Source organism: Mycobacterium sp. (assembly GCF_004298145.1).
Lineage (GTDB): Bacteria > Actinomycetota > Actinomycetes > Mycobacteriales > Mycobacteriaceae > Mycobacterium.
In genome coordinates, this window is sequence record NZ_SCRH01000026.1 from 1 (window position 1) to 23,064 (window position 23,064).

Annotated in this window: 24 protein-coding genes and 1 pseudogene; 11 read left to right on the forward strand and 14 right to left on the reverse strand. The window is 63.8% G+C overall.

Annotated elements, in window-relative coordinates:
• Window positions 1-106 precede the first annotated feature (106 nt).
• Window positions 107-1,141: an Rv2578c family radical SAM protein gene (locus EPN51_RS09555; protein WP_293041104.1), complete on the forward strand. Its 1,035-nt coding sequence runs from the start codon at window positions 107-109 to the stop codon at window positions 1,139-1,141.
• 1 nt (window position 1,142) lies between these two features.
• Here the strand turns inward: EPN51_RS09555 and EPN51_RS09560 are convergent, their stop codons facing one another.
• Complete coding sequence (locus tag EPN51_RS09560; RefSeq protein WP_293041106.1) at window positions 1,143-2,726, reverse strand: metallophosphoesterase family protein; 1,584 nt, start codon at window positions 2,724-2,726, stop codon at window positions 1,143-1,145.
• A gap of 155 nt (window positions 2,727-2,881) precedes the next feature.
• Between EPN51_RS09560 and EPN51_RS09565 the strand changes: the two genes are divergently transcribed.
• Window positions 2,882-3,325, forward strand: coding sequence for a hypothetical protein (locus tag EPN51_RS09565; protein WP_293041109.1), 444 nt, complete (start codon window positions 2,882-2,884; stop codon window positions 3,323-3,325).
• Here EPN51_RS09565 and EPN51_RS09570 read toward each other — a convergent pair whose 3' ends face one another.
• Complete coding sequence (locus EPN51_RS09570) at window positions 3,326-3,871, reverse strand: XRE family transcriptional regulator (RefSeq protein WP_293041112.1); 546 nt, start codon at window positions 3,869-3,871, stop codon at window positions 3,326-3,328.
• Window positions 3,872-3,949: 78 nt separating this feature from the next.
• Between EPN51_RS09570 and EPN51_RS09575 the strand changes: the two genes are divergently transcribed.
• Window positions 3,950-4,747, forward strand: a complete 798-nt coding sequence (locus EPN51_RS09575) for an aldolase (RefSeq protein ID WP_293041115.1) — start codon at window positions 3,950-3,952, stop codon at window positions 4,745-4,747.
• A gap of 36 nt (window positions 4,748-4,783) precedes the next feature.
• Window positions 4,784-5,665 (forward strand): dihydrodipicolinate synthase family protein, encoded by an 882-nt coding sequence (locus EPN51_RS09580; protein WP_293041118.1) that lies wholly within the window; start codon window positions 4,784-4,786, stop codon window positions 5,663-5,665.
• On the opposite strand, the gene EPN51_RS09585 is transcribed toward EPN51_RS09580, so the two are convergent.
• Genes EPN51_RS09585 through EPN51_RS09595 form a run of 3 tightly spaced genes read right to left on the reverse strand, consistent with a single transcriptional unit; the run spans window position 5,662 to window position 7,944 of the window.
• Window positions 5,662-6,540, reverse strand: coding sequence for a neutral zinc metallopeptidase (locus EPN51_RS09585; RefSeq protein ID WP_293041121.1), 879 nt, complete (start codon window positions 6,538-6,540; stop codon window positions 5,662-5,664). The genes EPN51_RS09580 and EPN51_RS09585 overlap by 4 nt on opposite strands.
• Before the next feature lie 9 nt (window positions 6,541-6,549).
• A complete protein-coding gene (locus EPN51_RS09590) occupies window positions 6,550-7,047 on the reverse strand; it encodes an SRPBCC family protein (RefSeq protein WP_293041123.1) in 498 nt (165 codons plus the stop codon).
• A 9-nt stretch (window positions 7,048-7,056) separates the two neighbouring features.
• Window positions 7,057-7,944 carry an oxidoreductase gene (locus EPN51_RS09595; RefSeq protein ID WP_293041375.1) on the reverse strand — a complete coding sequence of 296 codons (888 nt, stop codon included), beginning with the start codon at window positions 7,942-7,944 and terminating at the stop codon, window positions 7,057-7,059.
• A 44-nt stretch (window positions 7,945-7,988) separates the two neighbouring features.
• Between EPN51_RS09595 and aspS the strand changes: the two genes are divergently transcribed.
• Window positions 7,989-9,773, forward strand: a complete 1,785-nt coding sequence (gene aspS / locus EPN51_RS09600) for an aspartate--tRNA ligase (protein WP_293041378.1) — start codon at window positions 7,989-7,991, stop codon at window positions 9,771-9,773.
• A 27-nt stretch (window positions 9,774-9,800) separates the two neighbouring features.
• Here the strand turns inward: aspS and EPN51_RS09605 are convergent, their stop codons facing one another.
• From EPN51_RS09605 to EPN51_RS09615, 3 genes are read right to left on the reverse strand one after another with little or no spacing between them, the layout of a single operon-like run.
• Window positions 9,801-10,559, reverse strand: a complete 759-nt coding sequence (locus tag EPN51_RS09605) for a site-specific integrase (RefSeq protein ID WP_293041126.1) — start codon at window positions 10,557-10,559, stop codon at window positions 9,801-9,803.
• A gap of 15 nt (window positions 10,560-10,574) precedes the next feature.
• Window positions 10,575-10,982 (reverse strand): hypothetical protein, encoded by a 408-nt coding sequence (locus tag EPN51_RS09610; RefSeq protein ID WP_293041393.1) that lies wholly within the window; start codon window positions 10,980-10,982, stop codon window positions 10,575-10,577.
• Window positions 10,948-11,463 (reverse strand): helix-turn-helix transcriptional regulator, encoded by a 516-nt coding sequence (locus EPN51_RS09615; RefSeq protein ID WP_293041128.1) that lies wholly within the window; start codon window positions 11,461-11,463, stop codon window positions 10,948-10,950. Before EPN51_RS09615 ends, EPN51_RS09610 begins: the two co-directional genes overlap by 35 nt.
• 107 nt (window positions 11,464-11,570) lie before the next feature.
• Here EPN51_RS09615 and EPN51_RS09620 point away from each other — a divergent pair, with 107 nt between their 5' ends.
• From EPN51_RS09620 to EPN51_RS09640, 5 genes are all read left to right on the forward strand, one after another.
• Complete coding sequence (locus EPN51_RS09620) at window positions 11,571-11,771, forward strand: DNA-binding protein (RefSeq protein WP_293041131.1); 201 nt, start codon at window positions 11,571-11,573, stop codon at window positions 11,769-11,771.
• A 67-nt stretch (window positions 11,772-11,838) separates the two neighbouring features.
• Entirely contained in the window at window positions 11,839-12,711 is an 873-nt protein-coding gene (locus tag EPN51_RS09625; protein ID WP_293041134.1) for a bifunctional DNA primase/polymerase, read from the forward strand.
• Window positions 12,702-13,580, forward strand: a complete 879-nt coding sequence (locus EPN51_RS09630; protein ID WP_293041136.1) for an AAA family ATPase — start codon at window positions 12,702-12,704, stop codon at window positions 13,578-13,580. The genes EPN51_RS09625 and EPN51_RS09630 overlap by 10 nt, the downstream gene beginning before the upstream one ends.
• Window positions 13,577-13,918 (forward strand): hypothetical protein, encoded by a 342-nt coding sequence (locus tag EPN51_RS09635; RefSeq protein ID WP_293041138.1) that lies wholly within the window; start codon window positions 13,577-13,579, stop codon window positions 13,916-13,918. The genes EPN51_RS09630 and EPN51_RS09635 overlap by 4 nt, the downstream gene beginning before the upstream one ends.
• Before the next feature lie 367 nt (window positions 13,919-14,285).
• Entirely contained in the window at window positions 14,286-15,029 is a 744-nt protein-coding gene (locus tag EPN51_RS09640) for a hypothetical protein (protein ID WP_293041140.1), read from the forward strand.
• A gap of 203 nt (window positions 15,030-15,232) precedes the next feature.
• Here EPN51_RS09640 and EPN51_RS09645 read toward each other — a convergent pair whose 3' ends face one another.
• The 4 genes and pseudogenes from EPN51_RS09645 to EPN51_RS09655 all read right to left on the reverse strand — a co-directional run bounded on the left by EPN51_RS09645 (window position 15,233) and on the right by EPN51_RS09655 (window position 19,342).
• Window positions 15,233-15,724, reverse strand: a complete 492-nt coding sequence (locus EPN51_RS09645) for a hypothetical protein (RefSeq protein WP_293041142.1) — start codon at window positions 15,722-15,724, stop codon at window positions 15,233-15,235.
• A 297-nt stretch (window positions 15,725-16,021) separates the two neighbouring features.
• Window positions 16,022-17,503, reverse strand: coding sequence for a 3'-5' exonuclease (locus EPN51_RS09650; protein ID WP_293041144.1), 1,482 nt, complete (start codon window positions 17,501-17,503; stop codon window positions 16,022-16,024).
• A 132-nt stretch (window positions 17,504-17,635) separates the two neighbouring features.
• A pseudogene (locus tag EPN51_RS28985) lies at window positions 17,636-17,734 on the reverse strand (DUF2510 domain-containing protein); the annotation flags it as partial.
• A gap of 516 nt (window positions 17,735-18,250) precedes the next feature.
• Window positions 18,251-19,342 (reverse strand): hypothetical protein, encoded by a 1,092-nt coding sequence (locus tag EPN51_RS09655; protein ID WP_293041146.1) that lies wholly within the window; start codon window positions 19,340-19,342, stop codon window positions 18,251-18,253.
• Between the two features lie 416 nt (window positions 19,343-19,758).
• Between EPN51_RS09655 and EPN51_RS09660 the strand changes: the two genes are divergently transcribed.
• Window positions 19,759-20,508 carry a UPF0489 family protein gene (locus EPN51_RS09660; protein WP_293041148.1) on the forward strand — a complete coding sequence of 250 codons (750 nt, stop codon included), beginning with the start codon at window positions 19,759-19,761 and terminating at the stop codon, window positions 20,506-20,508.
• 12 nt (window positions 20,509-20,520) lie between these two features.
• On the opposite strand, the gene EPN51_RS09665 is transcribed toward EPN51_RS09660, so the two are convergent.
• Both EPN51_RS09665 and EPN51_RS09670 read right to left on the reverse strand, forming a co-directional pair.
• Window positions 20,521-21,105, reverse strand: coding sequence for a recombinase family protein (locus tag EPN51_RS09665; RefSeq protein ID WP_293041150.1), 585 nt, complete (start codon window positions 21,103-21,105; stop codon window positions 20,521-20,523).
• A gap of 191 nt (window positions 21,106-21,296) precedes the next feature.
• Window positions 21,297-23,063 carry a hypothetical protein gene (locus EPN51_RS09670; protein WP_293041151.1) on the reverse strand — a complete coding sequence of 589 codons (1,767 nt, stop codon included), beginning with the start codon at window positions 23,061-23,063 and terminating at the stop codon, window positions 21,297-21,299.
• Window position 23,064: the final 1 nt, after the last annotated feature.

Here is a 23,064-nt window from a genome sequence, read left to right on the forward strand (position 1 = left end):
CGATGGGTTCATTAACAGCCACCACCCGAACCCTGGGGCAGAAGTGTCACCACCAAAACCGCCCAAACTATCACCGATGTCCTGACACAGAACTGTCACCGATGTCTTGGTAGATGACAGGGCGAACCAGGCCGTCGCGGTCAACGGGAAGCCGGTGGAGGACGGGGCACTGCCGGGGTTGCAGCGCATCGGCTTCGTCCGCAGCGTGCGCGCGCCGCAGTTCGAGGGGATCACGTTTCACGAGGTGCTGTGCAAGTCCGCGCTGAACAAGGTGCCGAACGCGGCGGCCCTGCCGTTTCGCTACACCGTCAACGGCTACCGCGGGTGCTCGCACGCCTGCCGGTACTGCTTCGCCCGGCCCACCCACGAATACCTGGAGTTGGACTGCGGCAACGACTTTGACACCCAGGTCGTCGTCAAGACCAACGTCGTCGAGGTGCTGCGCCGCGAGCTGCGCCGGCCGTCATGGCAGCACGAGACCGTGGCCCTGGGCACCAACACCGATCCCTACCAGCGGGCCGAGGGGCGCTACGCGCTGATGCCCGGCATCATCAGCGCCCTGGCCGAATCGGGCACCCCGCTGTCGATCCTGACCAAGGGCACGCTGCTGCGGCGCGACCTGCCGCTGATCGCCGAGGCCGCGACGCGGGTTCCGGTCTCGGTCGCGGTGTCGCTGGCGGTGGGCGATCCCGAGCTGCACCGCGACGTCGAGCCCGGCACGCCCACGCCGCAGGCACGGCTGGGTCTGATCAGCGCGATCCGCGCCGCCGGGCTGGACTGTCATGTGATGGTCGCGCCGGTGCTGCCGCATCTCACCGATTCCGTCGAGCATCTCGACGGGCTGCTCGGCCAGATCGCCGCGGCCGGTGCCGGCAGCGCGACGGTGTTCGGCCTGCACCTGCGCGGCTCCACCCGCGGATGGTTCATGTCGTGGCTGGCGCGCTCACATCCCGAACTGGTCGGCCGCTATCGCGACCTGTACCGGCGCGGTGCCTACCTGCCGCAGGGCTATCGCGACCTGCTGCGGGAGCGCGCCGCCCCACTGATCGCCAAGTACCGGCTGGCCGGCGATCACCGCCCGTTCTCTCAGGCGGTTTCGGCCAGCCGGGCGCCGGAACCCGTTCAGCAGACGTTGTTTTGAGTTAGCCGGCCTTGTCGGCGCGCGGCTTGGTCAGGATGAATTCGTCGATCACGGCCACGTCGCCGAACGGGCCGCGCAGCGCGTAATGGGTTGCCTTGATCGAGGTGTTGCCGCCGGGTGGGCCGGGGTCGACGTCGAAAGCCACGAAACCGTAAGGGTTGTCGCGGTCGCGGAACGCCGACCACGGCGCGTCCTCGAGGACGTAGATCGGCGCCTTGCGCCCCCGCCCGGGGTCGAAAGCCCCCACGCCGGTGACCACCCGGCACCGGGGCTCGGGAAAGAACATCGCGTTGCTGGGTGCCGAGGTGCCGCCGCCGCCGATGACCAGGTGCACCGTTCCCCGGGTGGAGTCGATGAGATCGCTTCGGGTGTCGACGGGTATCGGCGTTCGGGTGTCGGTCCCCAGCGTGCCGCGCAACGGGTGCGAGCGCTCGTAGTGGTGTTCGTGGCCGCACACCACCAGATCGACCTGGTACTGGTCGAACAGCGGCAGCCATTCCTCACGGATGCCCAGGTCGGCACCGTTGGTCTTGTCGGCGGTGGAGATCGCCGTCTGGTGCATGCACGCGACCACCCAGTCGACGTCCGGATCGTGGCGGGCGGCGGCGAGTTCGGTTGCCAGCCAGCGCTTTTGCTCGCCACCGGAGTAGCCGTGCACGTAGGAGTTGCCGCCGTCCTGGTAGGCCACGTCGTCGTTGTTGAGGCTGATCACCCGCACCGAGCCGGCGGTGAAGGAGTACCACAGGCCGCGGGTTTGTGGGCTGGACCCGGAGTCGGGCAACGCGAAGTAGGTCTGATAGGCGCCGTAACCGATCGGCCCGTTGCCCAATTCGTTCTCGTGGTTCCCGGCCGCCGGCATCCAGGGCCGGTGGCGCGCCGAGCGGGTGTTGTTCTCGAACCAGTTCGACCAGGTGCGGATCCGGTTTTGGGCCAGATTGGCGTAGCACAGGTCGCCGTTGACCAGGTTGAACAGCGGGCCGAGGCGCTCGATGGCCATGGTGGTGTCGGCGGCCGCCGGCGAGCCGATGTTGTCGGTGGCGTAACGGCCGTCGGGCATCTTGGCGAGCGCTGGGGTGGACTGATCACCGAAGCTGGTGAAACGCAAAGGCTTTCGTCCCGACGGGGCGGTTCGCACGGTGCCCTGCTCCGGTTCGGCGCCGTCGTGCACTGCGGCGTACACGTAGTCGGTGTCCGGGGTCAGGTTGGTCAGCCGCGCGTGGTTGACGCGAACTTCGGTGTTGGACTTCGCGTCCCGGTAGGTGCGGGTCTCGGCGGCCACGGTGCGGCCGAACCCGGCGCTCGGCGTCCCGAGCATGACGCGCGGATTGCGGACGGCGTCGGTGGTGTGCCAGGAGACGACCACCTCGGTGCCGGCGTTCTTACCGAATTGCAGGTGCAGGCCGCCGACCGGCGGTGCGCCATTGCGGTCGGGCTGGAGCCACGTCGAGGGGCCACGGGAGCTCGCGGACTGCGACCACAGCAGGGTGGCGCCACCCACCCCGACGCCGCCGAGAACCGCCGAGGCGGCACTTGACGTGAGTAACCGGCGGCGGCTGATGCCGGCCTGCTCCGAATCGTTGCTCACTCAATGCTTCATACCGGAACCGAGCCACCTGAAGGTGAACGCCCCGCTCGTGGCGGGTCGGGCCGCGCCGGAAAGCGCGAATACCGACGGGCGCCGATGCACGGTGGGAGCTGTTTCGCGGGTACGGCGGTAACGGATTCGGTAGCGTTTGAGATATGACGAACGTGCGAACAGTGACCACGGGGATCGCGGCGGCGACATTTGCGGCGGCCGCTGCGATGACGACGGCGTCCGCGCCCTCACATGCGGATCCCGCCGGCCACCAGGTGACGTACACGGTCACCGCCACCGGCAACCTGACCGGCAACGTCAGGTACATGAACAGCGATCCGCCCAGCCAGGCGGCCTTCAACTCGAACTCGTCGCAGTTCCTGAGCACCGTGCAGACGGCGTTCACCGCCGGGCAGCCGCTCGTCTACAACGCCACCCTGACAGACCCCAACCAGTGGGCGTTCGTCAACGCCAGCGGCGGGTGCCACTGGCCGGACTGCGATTCGTCCAACATGCCGCAGATTCAGTGCCAGATCGCGGTGGACGGCCAGGTGGTGGTGACCCAGAGCGCCACCACCGGCGTCACCTGTTCGACGCGGCCCTGGTAGTCAGCCCAACCACCCGGCCGGGCTGCTCGCGGGCTCGGCGTGCGCGACGACGACGACCTGGGCCGGTTCGGCACCGACCGCCCGAATCTTGTGGCTGATCGAGGCGTCGAAGTAGGCGCTGTCGCCGGTCCCGAGCGTGAACGTCTGATCGCCGTAGTCCAGTTCGACGTTCCCGGCGTGCACGAATATGAATTCCTGGCCCGCATGCTCCGGGTGTGGATCGTCGGACAGCTTCTCCGTCGGGCAAACCACGAACGGCGACATCGACTTTCCCAGTAGCGACGCGGCCAGCACCCGGTAGCGCTCGCCCTGGGTGTTGCGGGTGGCGCGCTCGACGGCGATCTTCTCCTGCGCCGCCTGCTCCGAGAACAGCCGCCCGACGTCGACATCCAGGGCCTTGGCGACCTTGAGTGCCACCGCGATCGACGGTGTGCTGTGCCCGCGTTCGATCTTCGACAGGTAGCTCTTGGTCAGCCCGGTCTGCTGGGCCAGCGCCTCCAGGGTGAGGCCGCGTTGCTTGCGGACCGCGCGCAGCAGTGCGGTCACCGACCACCCCTCTCATGACACAAGGTTTCCTATAGTGATACGATTGTGTCACACGTTCGCGCGCCGAGGGAGCCGATTATGGCCAGCACGTTCACCGATTCGAAATCCGACTTGATGCGCCGCGCCGCCGAGCAGTTGACGGCCTTCCAAGCCAAAGATGCCGCCGAATGGCAGTTGACCACCCGTCAGAAGTTGGCTTTGACGTGCCGCGCCCTGTTCGACGCCGGGCATGACTCCGGGCTGGCCGGACAGATCACCGCCCGCGCCGAGGCGGACGGCACCTACTACACCCAGCGGCTCGGCCTGGGGTTCGACGAGATCACCGACGCCAACCTGCTGTTGGTCGACGAGGACCTCAACGTCCTCGACGGTGAGGGAATGGCCAACCCCGCCAACCGTTTTCACAGCTGGATCTATCGCGCCCGCCCCGATGTGCAATGCATCGTGCACACCCACGCGTTCCACGTGGCGGCGCTGTCGATGCTGGAAGTTCCGCTGATCGTGTCCCACATGGACACCACCCCGCTCTACGACGACTGCGCGTTTCTGGCCAAATGGCCGGGCGTGCCGGTCGGCAACGAAGAGGGGGAGATCATCTCCGCCGCCCTCGGCGACAAAAAAGCAATCCTGCTGGCCCATCACGGCCACGTCATCGCCGGCGCCAGCATCGAGGAGGCGTGCTCGTTGGGAATCCTCATCGAGCGCGCCGCCGAACTGCAGCTGACCGCGATGGCCGCCGGCACCGTCAAAGCACTTCCGGAAGAACTGGCCCGCGAGGCCCATAACTGGACGCTGTTACCGCTGCGCAGCAGGGCCAACTTCGCCTACTACGCCCGCCGGGCGCTGGCCCGGCACCCGGACGTGCTGACCGGCTAAACCGTTATCCGCCAACCTAATCCGAGGAGCCTACCTGTGGCGCAAACGTCCGAGCGCAAGATCCACGGCATCATCGCCTACCCGGTGACTCCGTTCACCGGCGATGGCATCGACACCGCACGGCTTGCCGCGCTGGTCGACCGCCTGGTGGCCGCCGACGTTCATGCGATCGCACCGCTGGGCAGCACCGGCGAATTGGCCTATCTCGACGAACCGGAATTCGACACTGTGGTCGACACCACCATGGCTACCGTCGCGGGCCGGGTGCCGGTGGTCGTCGGTGTGTCGGATGTGACCACCGCCAAGACCATTCGGCGCGCCAAGTACGCCCAGCAGGCCGGGGCCGACGCGGTGATGATCCTGCCGGTGTCCTACTGGAAGCTCACCGAGCGGGAGATCTTCGCGCACTACCGGAGCATCAGCGACGCCATCTCCATCCCGATCATGGCCTACAACAACCCGGCGACCAGCGGCGTCGACATGCCCCCCGAGTTGCTGGTCCGCATGTTCGAGTCCATCGACAACGTCACCATGGTCAAGGAGTCCACCGGCGACCTGACCCGGATGCAGCGCATCGCCGAGCTGTCCGGCAACCGGCTGCCCTTCTACAACGGCAGCAACCCGCTGGTGCTCGACGCGCTGAAGGCCGGCGCCTCCGGATGGTGCACGGCCGCACCGAATCTGCGCCCAGCGCCGTGCATCGACCTCTATGAGGCGGTGCGCGCGAACGACCTCGACACGGCGCAGAAGCTCTACGACGATCTCAAGCCGCTGCTGCAGTTCATCGTCGCGGGCGGCCTGGCCACCACGGTGAAGGCCGGCCTGGAGCTGCTCGATTTCCCAGTCGGAGACCCACGCGCGCCGCTGCTGCCGCTCGACGAGCAGGGCCGCGCCGAGCTGAAACGCTTACTGGCTTAACCCAAATCCGTCGCGGAGAAGGTGTCGCACTGCTTCGGGTCACCGGTCTGATAGCCCGCGGTGAACCAATGCTGGCGCTGCTCCGAGGAACCGTGCGTCCAGGACTCGGGGTTGACCCGACCGGTCGCTTCCTTCTGGATGCGGTCATCGCCCACCGACGCCGCGGCCGAGAGGGCATCGGCGATGTCCTTGTCGCTCAACGGCTCCAGGTAGGGCACGCCGGTGCTCTCCTGCTTGACCGTTGAGGCGTAGTGGGCCCAGATACCGGCGTAGCAGTCGGCCTGCAACTCGGTGCGCACACCGTTGCCGCCGGCCCCCTGCGCGCCTTGCTGGGAGCGGCCGAGCAGGCCCTGCAGCTGTTGCACATGGTGGCCGTACTCGTGGGCGACCACATACTCCTGGGCGAATGGCCCACCGCTGGAACCGAATCGATCGACCAGTTCCTGAAAGAAGTCGGTGTCGAAGTACGCCGTCCGGTCGACCGGGCAGTAGAAGGGCCCGACCGCGGTGGTGGCCGCTCCGCAGCCCGTGCTCACCCGGCCGGTGAACAGCCGGACATGGGGACGGGTGTAGCCCGTCATCAGCTGATGCCACACGGCGTCCACGGAGTTGCCGGTGGCGACCACGCGGCATTGCACGTACTTGTTGGCGTCGGCGCCGGTCTTGCACTGGCTCAGGTCGAAACCCGGCGCCGAGTAGCCGTGGGTGTTCGTCTGCGGCTGGTTCATGACACGGCCGGGATCGACCCCCAAGAACAACGCCCCGAGAAGGATGATCAGCCCGAGCCCGCCGCCCCCGACGGCCATCCCCATCCCGCCGCCACCCGACGACGATGCGTTGCTGGTGTCGATCTGCATGCCCTCGTTGAAGGTCATGACGCGCTCCTAACGTTGCCGGGTCGCAAGGGAGTCGGTGTAGCTGCGCAGGTTGCGCAGGTATCGGCGCAACGCCAGGTTCAGCAGCGGCCCGACCACGACCATTGCCAGCTTCGCCGCCCCCGCCGGCTTCTGGGCCATGGTCCACGTCAGCCGGCAGCCGCCGGGGATGACCTCGACCCGGTAATCCTCGGCGAAGGCCGCCACGGATTTGGTCGAGCACTCGTTGAAGCGAAATGCCATGTGCGTGAAGGGTTCCCACGCCAGGAATTCCTCGTTGCCGACGATGCCGCCGCGCATCTCGACGGTGCGGGTGGTCCCGACGCCGCGCGGCTCGGGGCTGGTCCAGGTCACCTTGGTGATCACTTTCGCCCAGCGCGGCCAGGATCCGGCGTCGGAAAGCACGTCGAACAGCTGCTCGGGGGTGATGGCCAGGTCGACGCTGTTGCGGAAGGCAAATGGCGCCTTGTGGATGAAGTCCACGTCGACGCGCTCGCAGGGGAACATGAAATTAATCTAGCCGGGACCGTCGCTGGCCGCGGCCAGTAAGGGCACCACGACGTCGCTGATCGGTGTGGCCAGGCCGTGGGCCCTGCCCCTGCGGACGATCACGCCGTTGCGGATATCCCATTCCATCGGGCGGTGATTGTCCGCGTCGGTCAGGATCGACGTGCTCATGTCCTCGGGAACGTTGCGAAACATGTCGACCAACTCGTCGATGACGCCGTCGGCGAGCCGGGCGCCCTCGGCGCGCGCGACGGCCAGGCATTCGGCGACATAGCGGCGCGACAGTGTGGCGACGTCGTCGCGGCGGAACATCCCGGACCGCCGCCGCGACAGCGCCATGAACCCGGCCAGCGCGTTGGTGAGCAGCTTGTGCCAGGCCGCGGTGATGATGTCGGGGTCGCAGTCCACCCGGCAGCCGGCGCCGCGCAGCAGCTCGGCGACCGCCTCCGCGGAGGGGCCGCTGGGCAGCACCAGGGCCGCCTCGCCGCGCAGCCGCACCCAGCCTTCGGGCTGGGTCTCGGCCGAGTACCACACGATGCCGGGCAGGACGGGGGATTGCGGGCAGTGCGGCCGCACCTGCTCGACCTGCTCCACGCCGTTTTGCAGCACCACGACGATGGTGTGCACGTCGCACAGGCGGGCCAGCCAGCCGGCCGCCTGCTCGTTCTGGGTGGCCTTGACGGCCAGCAGCACCACATCCACCGGCCCGGGCGCCTCGCCGGGATCGGTGTGCACCGGGCCGGGGACGACGATCGGGTCCGCACCGTCGGGCCGCAGTTCGATGCTCTCGCGCGGGGTGCGGCCGCACACCACGACCGAATGTCCGGCCCGATAGAGCAGCGCGGCGACCGTCGTGCCGACGGCACCGGGACCGACGAGGGCGATGTTCGTGGCGATAGGAGCGAAATTACACCGCCCCTTAGACTGATCAGTCGTTCAACCTGAAGGGGAGTGTTTTTGTGCTGCGCAGCCACGCCGCCGGTTCGCTGAGAAGTAGCGACGCCGGGCAACAGGTGACGCTCGCGGGCTGGGTGGCCCGCCGCCGCGACCACGGTGGGGTCATCTTCATCGACCTGCGCGACGCCTCCGGAATCGCCCAGGTGGTGTTCCGCGCCGACGACGTGCTGGCCCAGGCGCACCGGCTGCGCGCCGAGTTCTGTGTCGCGGTCTCCGGCGTGGTCGAGATCCGCCCGGAAGGCAACGCCAACCCCGAGATCGCCACCGGCGACATCGAGGTCAACGCCACCGCGCTCACCGTGTTGGGGGAGAGCGCGCCGCTGCCGTTCCAGCTCGACGAGCCCGCCGGCGAGGAACTGCGGCTGAAATACCGTTACCTGGATTTGCGCCGCGACGGCCCGGCGGACGCAATTCGCTTGCGTTCCAAGGTGAATGCCGCCGCACGCGCGGTGCTCACGCAGCACGATTTCGTCGAGATCGAGACGCCGACGATCACCCGCTCGACCCCGGAGGGCGCGCGCGACTTTCTGGTGCCGGCCCGGCTGCACCCCGGCTCGTTCTACGCCCTGCCGCAGAGCCCGCAGCTGTTCAAGCAGCTGCTGATGGTGGCCGGGATGGAGCGCTACTACCAGATCGCGCGCTGTTACCGCGACGAGGATTTCCGCGCCGACCGCCAGCCGGAGTTCACCCAGCTCGACATCGAGATGAGCTTCGTGGACGCCGAGGACGTCATCGCCATCTCCGAGGAGATCCTCTCCGCGCTGTGGGCGCTGATCGGCTACCAGATTCCGACACCGATCCCGCGGATCAGCTACGCCGACGCCATGCGGCGGTTCGGCTCGGACAAGCCGGACATGCGTTTCGGACTCGAGCTCGTCGAGTGCGCAGAGTTCTTCAAAGACACCACATTTCGCGTCTTCCAGGCGCCGTACGTCGGCGCTGTCGTCATGCCCGGCGGGGCCTCGCAGCCGCGGCGCACGCTGGACGGCTGGCAGGAATGGGCCAAGCAGCGCGGCCACCGGGGGCTGGCCTACGTGCTCGTCGGCGACGACGGTGAGCTTTCTGGCCCGGTGGCCAAGAACCTGAGCGACACCGAACGCGGCGGCCTGGCCGCGCACGTGGGGGCCAAGCCGGGGGATTGCGTCTTCTTCTCGGCGGGCCCGCCGAAGCCGTCGCGGGCCCTGCTGGGGGCGGCGCGCGGTGAGATCGCCCATCGGCTGGGCCTCATCGATCCCGACGCCTGGGCGTTCGTCTGGGTCGTGGACCCGCCGCTGTTCGAACCCGCCGACGACGCGACCGCCGCCGGTGACGTGGCCGTCGGCTCGGGCGCGTGGACCGCGGTGCATCACGCCTTCACCTCGCCCAAGCCGCGCTACGAGGACGCCATCGATACCGATCCGGGCAACGTGCTCGCCGACGCCTACGACATCGTCTGCAACGGCAACGAGATCGGCGGTGGCTCGATTCGTATCCACCGCCGCGACATCCAGGAGCGGGTGTTCGCGGTGATGGGGCTCGACCACGCCGAGGCCGAAGAAAAGTTCGGATTCCTGTTGGAAGCGTTCACCTTTGGCGCACCTCCACACGGTGGGATCGCGTTCGGGTGGGACCGGATCAACGCGCTGCTGTCCGGGGTCGACTCCATCCGTGAGGTGATCGCGTTCCCGAAGACCGGCGGCGGCGTCGACCCGCTCACCGATGCGCCCGCGCCGATCACCGCCCAGCAGCGCAAGGAATCCGGAATAGACGCCAAGCCGGAGCCCGGCTAACCCCATTGACCTCGGCGAACGGCTCGCTCAGGTGCTCGTGGTCCGCAGCTGGTCCGCAGTGGTGTTCATCCGCTCCGCGATCACCGCACGGATAGCCGTGCGGGTGGATTCGTCGGCATCGGGCCACAGATGGCCGTAAACGTCGAGCGTGGTGGTGGCGCTGGCGTGCCGCATCCGCGCCTGCACCGTCTTGATATCGGCGCCCGAGGCGATTAGCAGCGATGCTAGGTAGTGCCGCAAATCCTGAAAAGTGAACGTTTCTGGCAGGCCCTCCACCTTGCCGCGGACGGTGCGCATCGCCTTCTCAAGCGTCCATACGCTGCACCGGTCGGTGCCTGGCCCCGCGGTGAGCATCATGTCGGCGGGATACTTGCGCACCGACGTTGACAGAAGCAACGCCAATTCCCGCGGAATCGGTATCGGCTGACTGCTGCCCTCAGTCTTGAGCGGTCGATCCGGCCACTGCCGTTTGGGGTGCACCACGCCGCGGATGAAATCGACATCGGTGACCCGCAGCCCGCACGCCTCGGAAATCCGCAGCCCGGCAAACGCGCCGAGGAGCACCGCCGCTTTCAGGTGGTCGGGCATCTCATCATGGATCGCCCACACCTGTTCTGTCGTGGCCACATACACCTTGGATTTGCCCATCGGGGGCGAGGTCCGCCGCGAACACGGGTTGCGTCCAAGCACGCCGTCGTGCACGGCGTCTGTGCAGATTTGCGAGAACCGCGAGTGCGTCCGGTAGATGTAGGACGCTTCCAAACCCTCGGCTTGCAGCCGTGCCACCCACGCCTTGATCTGTCACGGCCGCACTGCCGTGAGTGGCATACTGCCGAATTCGCCGCAGATCAGCCGAATATGGGTGCGGGCCAACTTCACCGACGCAGGTCGGTGCACCTGGTAGCCCTCAAGCCATAAGTCGCACCACTGCTTCACGGTCAATTGCGCATCTCGTGGCGCGACATGGGTACCCGATACCACCGCCGCGGTCTGCCCGTCGAGCCATTTTGCTGCATCCGTCTTGCGCCTGAACGACTTCGTATGCTCTTGCCCGCGCTCGTCGACGTAGCGGGCCAGCCACCGAAGTCCCTTGCCGTGCCGGATGGTTGGCACACTGCGCGTGGTGCCATCTAGGCCGCGGACGGTCTTGGTCCAGCGATCCTCGACTCCGGCTCTACGGTTGCGCTTTACCAAGCCTGACCTGCTCACGTTTTAGCAAGATATCGCCCGAGACTGACAATAACTCCGCTAACGACTCTCGCGCTGATCCCAGGCCGCTCAATGTGTTTAAGCCCGCAGATTGGAGGCTCTCGATACCTTCGAAATCATCCGGAAGTTCCTCTAGGGGTTCGCGAATCATCCCGATGACCGTTGCTAGCAGTCGGTACGACTCGTGGGCGCTGGCCGATAAGGCGCCCACCCGGTATGTCAGATCACTGTCCTGCGTGCCCGCCTTGCGGCCCAGTAGAGAATCTAGAGAGACCTCAAATATATCGGCGATGCCAACCGCTTCGTTGATCCGCACAGAGCGGTCACCGGACTCGATCTTCGCCACAGTTGTCGGATGAATCGGCTGAATTCCTCTGTCCGACAACATCTTCGCTAACGTGGCTTGGGACCAGTGTCGGTTCTCCCGCAAGGTTTTGACCTTCTTCCCAAAACGTACATTAATCCATTTCTGTATTCCCATTTCCGCAACTTTTCTATTTTGGTTTGACCAGTATGGCAGGCGCAGCTCACACTGAGCTTATTCCTGGAAGTGAGAATATGACGTATTGGGAAGAGAGGAGTGGCGGGATGGATCAGGAATTTGTGGGTGCTCTCGACCTAGAGGAGCTGACCGGTACAAAGGCCAGTACCTGGCGGTACTGGGCCAGCATCGGCACTGGACCGGCCAGCTTCAAGCTCGGCAGGCGTCGGGTGTGGAAAAAATCCCGCGTGATGGCATGGCTCGCGGAACAGGAGTCGACGACGGTGACTGGCGGTGTACGCCAATGAACCTATCCCCAGGTAACCGCGAACAAGCCAGCATGCCGGGAAGAAAGCGATGACAATTTGGCCCATCGTGCCGAACAACCGTGAAGCAGCCGTCGCCTACCGGGAGTGCGGGTTCGCGACCATTCCGCTCCTCCCGCGGAGCAAGGTCCCTGCAATACGCAACCCGCACCACTGGCTCAGCTCTGAGAGTCGAAAGTGCCGCGGCGAATGTGGATTGCTGGGCCACGGTTTCTACGACGCCAATACTGACGTCGATTGGGCGTACCGCTACTGGACCACGCATCCCGACCATGGGATCGGAGTTCGGCCGCACCCAGCCCAGATCGTCCTCGATGTTGATCCGCGGCACGGTGGCGACGTCGCTCTGGCCCAGTTGGAAGCCACGTTTGGCTCGCTGCCGGAGACGATGACTACGTTCAGCGGCCGCGGCGATGGTGGTCGCCACCTATGGTTCGACGGCGTTCACGCGCGGGTGCGTAGCAAGCTCTGTCTCGGCGTCGAGATCCTCAGCCACGAGCGAAATTTCGTCGTCATGCCGCCCAGCCTGCACGGGCTAACCGAGGAGCCCTACACGTTCAAGATGCCGGTGGCCGACGTTGCCGCCGCCCCCCAATGGCTGAGCGAGATGGCTGCCGACCCCGGGCCATCGTCGCGCCGTCGGCTCCCGCATTACGCCAGACGATTGGCTCCCAGTGCAGCTCGACGGAAGTGCCGGGGCCTGGTACGTGCTGTTGAGAATGCCGCTGAAGGCCAAAGGCATTCGATCTTGTATTGGGCGGCATGCCGTGCTGCTGACGAAGGCCTCTTCAACGACGACGATCCCATTTATGCCGCGCTGGCCGACGCCGCTTCGGGTGCTGGGCTTCCCTCAGGTGAGATCGAACGAACCATCGCCGACGCGATTGCCGCAGTCCTCATGCAGGAGGGGCCGTGGCGGTAACCGGGGCCTGCCGCGAGATGCAGTTCGAGACTATGAGCAGCAGGAACGGTTCAGTCGGTGGCGGCGACCTAGAGGAGGAGATCGAGCACCACCTCGTCCAACTGCGCGCCAAGCACGAGGCGAAGCTGAGATTCGAAGACGAGATCCACCAGACGTCTCCCGTCCCTGCGTTGCGCTGCTTGACTGACCTGCTTGGCGAGCCCGATACCGATGCTCAGTACCGCATTGATCGACTGGCACCAGCCCAAGGACGTGTGTTGCTGTCGGCCCAATACAAGGCGGGCAAAAGCACCATCGTTGGGAACCTACTGCGGTCTCTTGCCGACGGCGACGCATTTCTAGACCGGTTCTCGGTGACCACTCGATCGCAGCGCGCCGTGCTCATCGACAACGAACTGTCGGAGAACACCATGCGTCGCTGGCTCCGAGACCAAGGCATTATCAACACCGACCGCGTGGATGTCGTCGCCTTGCGGGGTCGTATTGGCGCGTTCAACATCCTGAATGAGGGCGTGCGGGCGGAGTGGGCCAAACTCCTCTCCGGGGCCGATTATCTGATTCTTGATTGTCTGCGGCCGGTGCTGGACGCTCTCGGCCTCGATGAAAACCACGATGCCGGGCGGTTTCTGGTTGCCTTCGACGCCCTGTTGGCGGAATCCGGAATCAATGAAGCCCTGGTGGTGCACCATATGGGCCACTCCGGCGAACGAGCCCGTGGTGACTCTCGGCTGCAGGATTGGCCCGATGCCCTCTGGCGACTGGTCCGCGAGAAAGACGAACCCGACTCGCCCGTGTACTTCACCGCCTACGGGCGTGACGTCGATATCCCAGAGGGCTATCTGGAATTCGACTACGACACCGCCGGTTGACATACACCGACGGCACCCGCCAAGCTCGTGCGCGTAAAGCCGATGAGGAGGAGGTGCTCAACGAGATCATCGAGATCCTCGTCGAACACCGAGTCAATGGCGAGGGCACCGAGATGAGCCGGAATGGCGTCCTCTCTGCGGCCAAAAAGTACGGGCGCTCCGCCCGCACCATCGACCCAGCACTGACGCACGGCGTTCGCGAGGGCATTCTGACCTGCGCCGCTGGACGCCGAAATGCTCACATGTACTCCCTGGCGAATCCCTGCTCGGTATGTTCACGACCGATTACAGGACTTTCCCGCGGTATCCATCCCGCCTGCGAGCCGACAGATGAGTGAGTGCGCAGTCGGACTCATCGGCGCAATCGGTTGTGGCCCTTTTGATCAGGGCACATGTATCCTGCCGCAGCACCGAGTGCGGTCACTGAGTGCAACGATTGCGCCCCTTAGGGGCGCAGTCACCCAGTTAGCAGTGGTAGTGAACTCATACAGGACAACCCTGCCATGTTTCTCCAAGGTGCCCCGCCTGACGACATCGTTGACACCGCCCGCCCACTCCGACCGCATGGCGGGCAGTAACCGATCAGGGACCGAAAGTTCGGTGCCGCAGCGGATTATGCCGCAAACAGAATAATCCAGATTTCAGGCCGGTCAGGCCCGTAGCGCAGTAATCTGTGCGACGCGCGACCGTGAGGAGTTAGACAGATTGGCCGACGACGACACTGACGCCGAACCGACTGCGGCTGCCGCATCTGACGGCGACGAGACGGCCATCAATTCAAACGCCGGTCTCACCGAGGAGATGGACACAGCTGCTACGCCTACGAGGAGCGAGCCTGAATCTGTCCAAGCCTGGTCACTCGACGAGCACGGCGAGGGCCCTTTTGTCGAGAGCCGATGGCCCGGGCGTCTCCGGTGGGCCGGGGTGATGGCGCTCCTATGCGCGACCGTCGCCGCCGTCGTGTGGTTCTCGATGGTGTTCTACTTCCAGGGCCGGTCGACACCAAAACCAACGACGTCACCCACCGCTCCTCCGTTGACCTCGCTGCCCGTTGCTTCCGCACCAGCATTGCCGCCGTCGTCGTCGAAGACAACTACCAAACCGAGGACAACTACGGGAACCGAACCACCTACCAGCGACCTGCCTCCCGCTGGTGCATCAGATTTCCGCTGCAGTGCGAGGAACGCGGCCAGAATCAGCTATGACAAAAACACGGGCAAGGAAAAAGTCTGCGTGAACCAGGCGCTGACGCCCAGCACGCCGCCAACTTGGGAGTGGGCAGAGCCGCCGCCGATGACAACTGGCGTCCATCAAACTGGCACATCGTGCGATGTGCGCGTCGATAACGTGTCGCGTTCGACAGATGGTTACCTAATCAGCTGCGAGCCGATTCACCGTGGCGACCCTTACGGCGGCTACTGGCAGCACTTTCTCGGTCCGATTGAATAGGCGCAATCAAGCTGCGGATCAGTCTTCATCTCAGACGCTGTCCGCCGCGGATTCATCTAACCCGCGGAGTTGGGCAGGTCGTCGTGTGGGGACGATGGGCAGATAGCCGAGAAAAACTCGTACGGCAACGATCCTTCCCCGCCCAAAGGATGATCCGAGCACGGTTTGTTATCGCCCCAGCTCGGACACCAGCAACGGCACGGTTACTGCACCTCGCCCAACCTGTCCGCTATCGCGGGATGGGAAGGTGCGGCTATCTCCGGAGCCCCGCCTAGCGCCTGCTCGAAGGCGTCGATTGTTAGCACGACGTGGTCGTGTATCGCGGCTGCCCTCTTCAGCTCGTATTCGGTAAACGTTCCACCCGACTGTTCGAGCCGGGCTCGTATCCGATTGATGTGTTGGATGCCCAATAGAGCACCCTCGAACAGCTTCCAATCATGAGTCGAAAGCCCTGCCGCCAGTACGCCAGCCTGCTCGGCCAAGTTAGTCGTGGGCAAGACATCCTGCTCTGGCCCCCAGCTGCCGGTCGCCGATATCGGCGCGACGATCGCTTTAGCAACGTATAAATCGCTGGTCACCAGTCGAACAGCTGTGCGCAGCTTGGCTTTTTGCTCTCGCCGCTGTTGCCATTGATCGCGCGCGACTTGAAGCATCGCACCGACTATTACGCCGAGGATTCCAACGAAGACTGTCAAAGCAGAGATCCTTTCGCGCGAAGTTCCGCAGCTCTGTCTATCGCACGGGAACGGAAGCCTGTCGGTTTTGACGAAGTTGCTCCGGGGCCCCCCAAGAGGGGCTTGGTCTCAATGGTCCGGCCGTGGTGATGGGGCCGACCCGGGTAAGCAGCTGGACCTTGTCCTGCTGGTCAGTCAACACCCAATCGTCACACATCCGACTGATGCCAGGCGCTGAGAGCCGACATCGACGTGGCACACGATGACGGTATTAGGTATTCGCTGCAGCGTTCGCGTCGACGACAGCAAGGATCTGCATTACGCCAGCACCCCGGCATCCCGACTGACACAAGCTGGGCAGCGGTGAGGCTGGCGGCCGCGGACCCGCGGGCGCTCCCAGGTCTCCAGACAGTCTGTGCAGACCAGTGTTTGCATGGCTGGCGGAGGCGCCGCAGCGACGTTGTCCATGAGCAGTTGACGTTTCGCCGTCGGGTCCGTCTTTCGTGCCGCTCCGCGGCATCCGGGACATACGGGATTGCTGGAGCGGCGGGCCGCCATCCACGAGGTGCCGCACTCTCTGCACACCTCGGCGACACCGGTAGTCGAAAATCGGGTCACGGCCAGCGGAGCCCCAGTGGTCAGTGAGTGACGGAAGTCGGCGAGAGTGGCGACCGGCGTTCCGTGACGGCGAGCGTTGCTAATCTTGGACGATTGGGAGGCGACGTCAGCAGTAATGACCAGGCCGCATGATTTAGTGAACGAGTCTTTGGCAATGAGGCCGTGCTCGCGGGCTTGGGGGTATAAAACGGTCTCACGGTCGATCAAGTTGCCTGCGCCGTCGACCGCGGCACCCGTGAAACACACCTGCATCCCAGGTTGGAGCGTGATTTTGTCTTCGATCAGCCGGTAGGGGGTGGTGCGGCGGGTTACCAGCTGATCGTCGAGGTCGAGCAGCGCCGCTAGCCTGCAGAGCTGATCGAGTTCAACGTCGGTGACGATGGAGTCTTCCAGTGCGGCATCGATCAATCCGTTGAGGAACTCACGATGCGCCCGCTCACGGCGAGCGGTATCTAGGCCGAGTTCGTCGGCGAGATGGGCCAGTTCACGTCGCTCGGCCGCGGTGAGTTGCAAGTCTGCTACTGCCCGGTCGAGCAAGGTCACATACGGTGCCACGTCGGAGTGGCTGCAAACGCCGCGGGCCAAGTCGGCGAGATAGGGGGCCTCGACTCTGGCCTCGGTAAATCCGTCGCGGGTCAGTACGCGCCGGGGGACCTCGTCCTGCACAGGTCGGGCAACAACCGGGTGACAAGTTGTCGTAAACGCCTCAGCCACGGCCAGCAGAAGCTGGCCGGTAGACCGGGCATCGTACAGAGCACGGTGTGCACCCTGCTGGGCAATGCCGTATTCAGCGCACGCAACTCCAAGTTTGCAACCGGTGGCGTCCAGGGTGTCTAATCCCTGTCCCCAATCAACATCGATGCCCGCACGGACCAACTCATGGCCCAGCATTCGAGTGTCAAAGCGCAAGTTGTGACCAACAACAACGCTCCCTGTCAGGCGCGCGGCGACATGTCCAGCGATGTCGTCAAACGCCGGAGCATCGACCAGCATTGAGGCGGTGATGCCATGGATCCAGGTCGGCCCCGGATCGCGGTAGGGATTCACCAGGGTGTCGAACTCGTCGATCACCCGCCCCGAGGACTCCATGACGATGATGGCGATCTCGACGACGCGGTCGGTCCGGTAAAGGCCTGTGGTCTCGACATCGATGACCGCTACGCGATCGACACCGGCTAGCACGTTTTCGAGACCGCTGCGGTTGATGATTTTTGTTCGGGCATCATCAACTTCGGCCGGGACACGTTTTGTCGACCTGACCGTTTCTCGACCCGGAGGGAAACTTTCGTTGTTGGGTTCGGGCCTTGCCTGTGGCGCTGGGGGGTGTGTCCATCCTGTCCACCGTGCGCCATCCCACCATCGCAGCTCCGCCCTGCGCCAAGGATCGGGATACCAGTTAGCCGGTGCAGACACGCCGCAACCCCCGTCCGGTGCTCAACATCGATATTCGGTGGTGTGACCGTACAGAGGACGGCTCAGCGCATGCGGCAATTCGGCCAAATCGGAGCCATGATCTTGTCTGTCTTCGTCGACCGTGCTTTGTAGCGCGGCCACCCATGGCGGTGACGGCACGTTCGCCTGATGACCGGCGGCGGTGACGGGCTGTCGATTTGGTCCGAGGGGAGCTGCCGCTTCACACCACTGATCAGGCACCGGCAGCCGACCCGATTCATCGATCGTGGATAGCAGCCGCTGCTGGGCGTAGGACGTAGGCCAACGTTAACTTCACCGACCACGTGATCGACATGATCGTCGGTGTGGACATGTTGACGAGATTCGGCCCGCCGGGCTTGGTCAACGACAACTTCGAGCAACTACCGCGGCCCGCCTTTGCCCGTCATCAACACCAACGATTGCGGGCAATATGGCGGGTTTCGATGGATTGGCAGCGCCGAAGCCGAAATCCAGGAGAATGTTGCGCGGCGGAGGTTATGCGCCTGGTGGGGGATTGACGTGGTACTGGAAGACACAGCCGTCATCCCACTTCCGTTGGCGATGATACTTTCCCGTATTGGCTACGGTGACAGCAATCAGGCGACTCTCGCCCACCTCGTCTTCGCTGACAGTCCAGGTGAAGCTGACTCGTTCGCCTCTCATGTCTGCGATCACGGGGTAGTAATCTCCGTGGCTTGCCATCGAGGGCGTCTGATCGCCGGGGACCGAATAAGCCGTCCAGATGAGTTCGCGCCCGCGCGGGTCGGTAGCTTCCAATTCGAACGTCACCGTGTTGCCGACTTCGAGCCGCGGCGGTGGGTTGAACGGATCCACCTGAGAAACAGACAATGACGGGTTCGACGGAGCGACCACCCCCATGCCGTCGCGAGCGGAGTTCAAAGAGGGGTAGTGGCGATGCGGCCCATCGTTCATGGCCTTATAACGAGCCAATTGGTTTCGAATTTGCCCCGCTGCCCCGGCCAGCAACAGTCGCTCAGCAGCAAACACGGGGCGGGAATGACCAATCGAGTTTCGGACGTCCAAGATGATGCTGATGTAGACATCGGTCCGCTTCTTGTCTTGAAGGACCGGCTTCACTGCGTCCCAGTTCTTATTGATGGTTTTTTCGAGCTGGTAGATCTCGGTGTAATCAAGCATGTCCTGGGTCACCGTGATGCCGTCGCGGCGCTTGTCTTCTTCGGTCCGCTTTTCCTGTAACTTTGCGACTTCATCTTGGGTCAGGTCGTCGATCCACTTCGGTACAGCGAGCCTGATCACCTCTCGCAGTGCGGTCTCTGCGGAGACGAGCTCTGCATAGGCGTCGACATCGGAAGAAGGGCTTCCGGCTGTCTCGTCGTGCGGCTTCTCAGGTACGTCAAGGGTGAAATGCCGCCCTAGCGCAGCGAGGCTGTCGTCGTCGGCGTCCTCCAAGAGGGTGTGAAACAGGTGGTCGGGTGACCGCTTCGTCTGAATGCCGAACTGCTTGATCACCGCTGCGTGCACAGCCGTCGAGAATTGGTTCTCAAGCTCGGAAACCAGTTGAGATGCGAGCCGTACGCGATCACTGGCGGAGAGCCACTTTGACATCGCCGAAGTATCGCATTCGATGCTGACGGAGCTTGGCCGCGACTCGGCACCCTCGGCCTTCTAGGCTTCACGGATCGTGGGGCTCACTCCGACATACCTGTTGACGACTCGCAGGGAGGGCATACGAGTCGGAGACGGTACCTTCGCGACCAGGTGATCAGGATTGGTCGAGTGCGTCAAGCACTTTCGGTAGCCATAGCGGCCACACCGCTGCCACGTCCATGTCCAGCCCCTTGCCGCTGCAGGGCCGGTGCCCAACTCCTCGGCAAATTCGGCCTGCTTCAACTCAGTCATGGTGGCTACCTTCTTCGCGATGTGGTCATCATCATTATCGCCCGGCGCGCCTTGTTACTCCCATCCGCCTTGTCTGTCGGTATTACCCTCGATGAACACTCCCCGACGGTACCGTCGCTATCGTGCAGCGCGTCCTGGACATCGATCTCGACTTCTTCGTGACTCCGCCGGTCTATCGACCTGGGGACACAGGTAGGCCATCGCCGACTGAGTACTCGGTGCAAACCGGCAATGCCGCATTCGACTTCCTACGGCACCAATGCGGTCTTCAAGGTCCAGTGCGAGGGTTTCTGACTGAGACCCACGACCAACTGTTCTTGATGTGGCGCAAGGCGATCGCTGACGGAATTCTCGTTCCCCCGTTTCACGTCACCCACGTCGATGCCCACGCCGATCTCGGCAATGGCGACAACGGCTACGCATACGTCATGACGTCGTTGCTGTTCTCCACACCCGAGGAGCGCCAGTTCCCCTCCCCGGCCCAAGGTGAGGTGGGCTTGACCGAGGTCAATTTCCTATTGTTCGCGATCGCGTGTAGATGGATCAATAGTCTCGAGTACGTCTACGGGCCGGGTGGCGGAAGTGACGAGATCGCACCCGTCATGCGCGATTTCGACCTTCACGCCAATGCGATTCGTCTAGCCGCCATGACGAAGAAGAATCTGAGCAGAGCGATTAGCAGCGGCTTCAGGCACAACGTCGCCGTCGAGCATTTTGAGCCCGAGATACCGTACGAACACGGTCCACGCGAGCGCTTTTACGCCGACTCTCCCTACGACTTCGTCTGCCTCACCAGGTCACCGCTTTACACGCCGTCAACTGCAGATCCTCTGTACGACGCAATCGTCGACAACTTTATCGACCCGATTTAGTCGCGGTGGGGATCAGGTCGTGTCGTCGGCGAAGTACCGGTACAACGTCGCCCTGCTGACACCGAGGTACCTGGCAATCGTCTTCCCCGAGTGGCCATCGGATTTCATCCGCTTGGCGGTGGCGATGTGCGCGTCGTCGTCAACCTTCCGAGGCCGCCCAAACTTGGTCCCGTTAGCGCGAGAAGCATGCCGCTTTAATGCCGTTCGCTCTCTGGTCAACTCCCGCTCATACTCAGCTAGCGACCCGAGCACGCCGATCATCATGCGTCCTGCGGGAGTTGACGAGTCAATGCCATCGCTGGTGGAAATCAATTTGACGCCGCGGTAGGTCAAGGCCTTGACCGTCTCCAAGATGTGCAGCGTGTTGCGTCCGAGCCTATCGAGCTTCCAGACCACCACGGTATCGCCCTCACGGACGTAAGCCATCAGCGCGGCCAGGCCCAGGCGGTCATCGCGCCCACCGGACATGATGTCGGAGAACGTCTTCGACACCCCGGCTGCGGCGAGTGCGTCGTCCTGCTGATCGAGAGTTTGGGTGACGGTCGAAACGCGGGTGTAGCCGACTCGTTGACCGACTGGGGCTTGGTCGACGCCCATTTCATGACTCATAAGTATGGAAATCGCAGATTTGCGAAAGTTATTTCCGAGACAAGGTTTTGAGACAGTTCGACGTCGGCGAACGCGGCCGAGTCAGACCCACCGCTCGGTGTCTCGAATATGGTCTCTTTTGAGACGTCGAAGACGAAGCGAACCTCGGCTTCAGTGCATCTAAATATGGTGGCCCGAGATCAGAGCTTCTGAAGGATTCCGGTCATACCGGCGAGGAACACGGCGGCGAGTGCCCAAATTGCGCTTTTGAGTGCAGCCATGGCAATTGCTAGCCAGCCCACCACGGTCCAGCCAGGAGCCACGCCCAACGGGGCGGGCGCAAGGACCGAGATCGCAAACATGGCCTTGGATGGGCATGGGTAATCGCCGAGCATCTCGCAGGAGGAATCGGCCGTGATATCCAACGAGGATGGTTGTTCGTGACGCTGCTGGTAGTGGTGTGCTACGGCCGCTCGCGCACCCGCTAGATCTGTGGGAACTACGCACTTGCCATTGAGTGAAACAATCACTATGCCTGCAACGACTGTGGCCAGAAGCCACACACCAGCCCGCCACCAATGGTATCCGTAGCCGACGATCGCCCCGTAGCAAGCTCGCCAAACTCGTTCGCTCCATGGGGAATTGCGGGTCAGGTGCTGGGCGGCGGCGAAGCGGAGGCGACGTGCCATATCCGGGTGACCGTTGCGTGCGTAGACGGCAGCCACCGCATGCCAAGGTTGCGCTGAAATCGCCTCCGGTGGCGAATTGCGCAACCAACGCCTCGCAAACCGCCAGTCATCGCGAAGATCGCCATAAACATCGGTAACAGTAAATCCCGTGGCATCAACGGTGGGTAATGCGCCCCGACCCGAAAGCACAACCCGACCGATGTTGGCACCGATCATCTGTACGATGCCGCTGACGATGACCGACTTGCCGGCACCCCCGAGTGCCGGTGCCGCAAAAATGAGATCGCCGCCGATAGTTGTTCCTTGGAGTGCCAATGCAAGCCCAGTCGGTTGAACGAATGTTCCGCCGTAGAGGGCGAACTGGTCATCTATCCGCGCCGACGATATGTGGACCCGGCCGACAACCATAAACCCAGCCCTCATGTACAAGCTGCCCTTGAGATGCATGCCGTCAAGAGCAAGTGCGATGGCTCCCCTATTTCGGATCGCGGCCCCATCGAGGCTGAATTCCCCTAAGACCTCTGCACGCGTCGCGACGACTGCACCCGCGGCGCTGATTCTCTCTGCGTCGATGCCGCCGTCAATTTTTGCCATGTCCATCCCGAGAGCTATCCCGGCATGGGCTCGGAGCACCGCAGTAGAGATCCGTAGCTGGCCGCCGATACGTACTGCGTAGGCCCGTATACCTCCGATTGCTGCGAACCCCCGCTGCCCGAAGACTGAACCCGCGACAACAGCTCCATCCAGTCGTAATGCCCAGCCCTTGTGATTTCGTAAGACTGCGCCGCAGAGGTTGATGTCTCCCGAGATACTCGCGCCCGATAGAGACACACCATGAATTGTCGTGAACCCGTTGTCAAGAAATAGATTCCCATCAATGGAAGCCCGATCCAGTAGCAGGCCTGCCACTTGGGAGCCGGTCAGATGGATGTCCTTGAAGGATGCGCGGTCCATCACCAGACCCTCACTGAGGCGGCAACCGACAAGGTGCAACGGGTAAGGAAACTCGATGTGCCGCAAGTCAACTAGATCGTCGAGCGCCATCCCGGTGATGCGTAAGCCCTGAGGATCGAACCGATGGTCTCGTGCCGACAACAGCGTCTGCCTCAGCGCTGCGGCCGGGATCGTCCGCGCTTCTGGCCAAGGCGCATCTAGCGACGGCATCGGCTGTCCATCAGACCCGTCGACAACCGAACCTCCGATCGCTGCAGCTAATAGCACAGAAACCCACTGCTGCACTTCATCTTCGGCGGCTGAGGCACCAAGCTCTTCGCTCATC

Coding starts and splice junctions, on each gene's coding strand:
- EPN51_RS09565 (WP_293041109.1), top strand. CDS start 2,882: ATGACGAACGTGCGAACAGTGACCACGGGGATCGCGGCGGCGACATTT.
- EPN51_RS09575 (WP_293041115.1), top strand. CDS start 3,950: ATGGCCAGCACGTTCACCGATTCGAAATCCGACTTGATGCGCCGCGCC.
- EPN51_RS09585 (WP_293041121.1), bottom strand. CDS start 6,540: ATGACCTTCAACGAGGGCATGCAGATCGACACCAGCAACGCATCGTCG.
- EPN51_RS09590 (WP_293041123.1), bottom strand. CDS start 7,047: ATGTTCCCCTGCGAGCGCGTCGACGTGGACTTCATCCACAAGGCGCCA.
- EPN51_RS09615 (WP_293041128.1), bottom strand. CDS start 11,463: ATGGGAATACAGAAATGGATTAATGTACGTTTTGGGAAGAAGGTCAAA.
- EPN51_RS09620 (WP_293041131.1), top strand. CDS start 11,571: ATGGATCAGGAATTTGTGGGTGCTCTCGACCTAGAGGAGCTGACCGGT.
- EPN51_RS09655 (WP_293041146.1), bottom strand. CDS start 19,342: ATGTCAAAGTGGCTCTCCGCCAGTGATCGCGTACGGCTCGCATCTCAA.
- EPN51_RS09665 (WP_293041150.1), bottom strand. CDS start 21,105: ATGGGCGTCGACCAAGCCCCAGTCGGTCAACGAGTCGGCTACACCCGC.
- EPN51_RS09670 (WP_293041151.1), bottom strand. CDS start 23,063: ATGAGCGAAGAGCTTGGTGCCTCAGCCGCCGAAGATGAAGTGCAGCAG.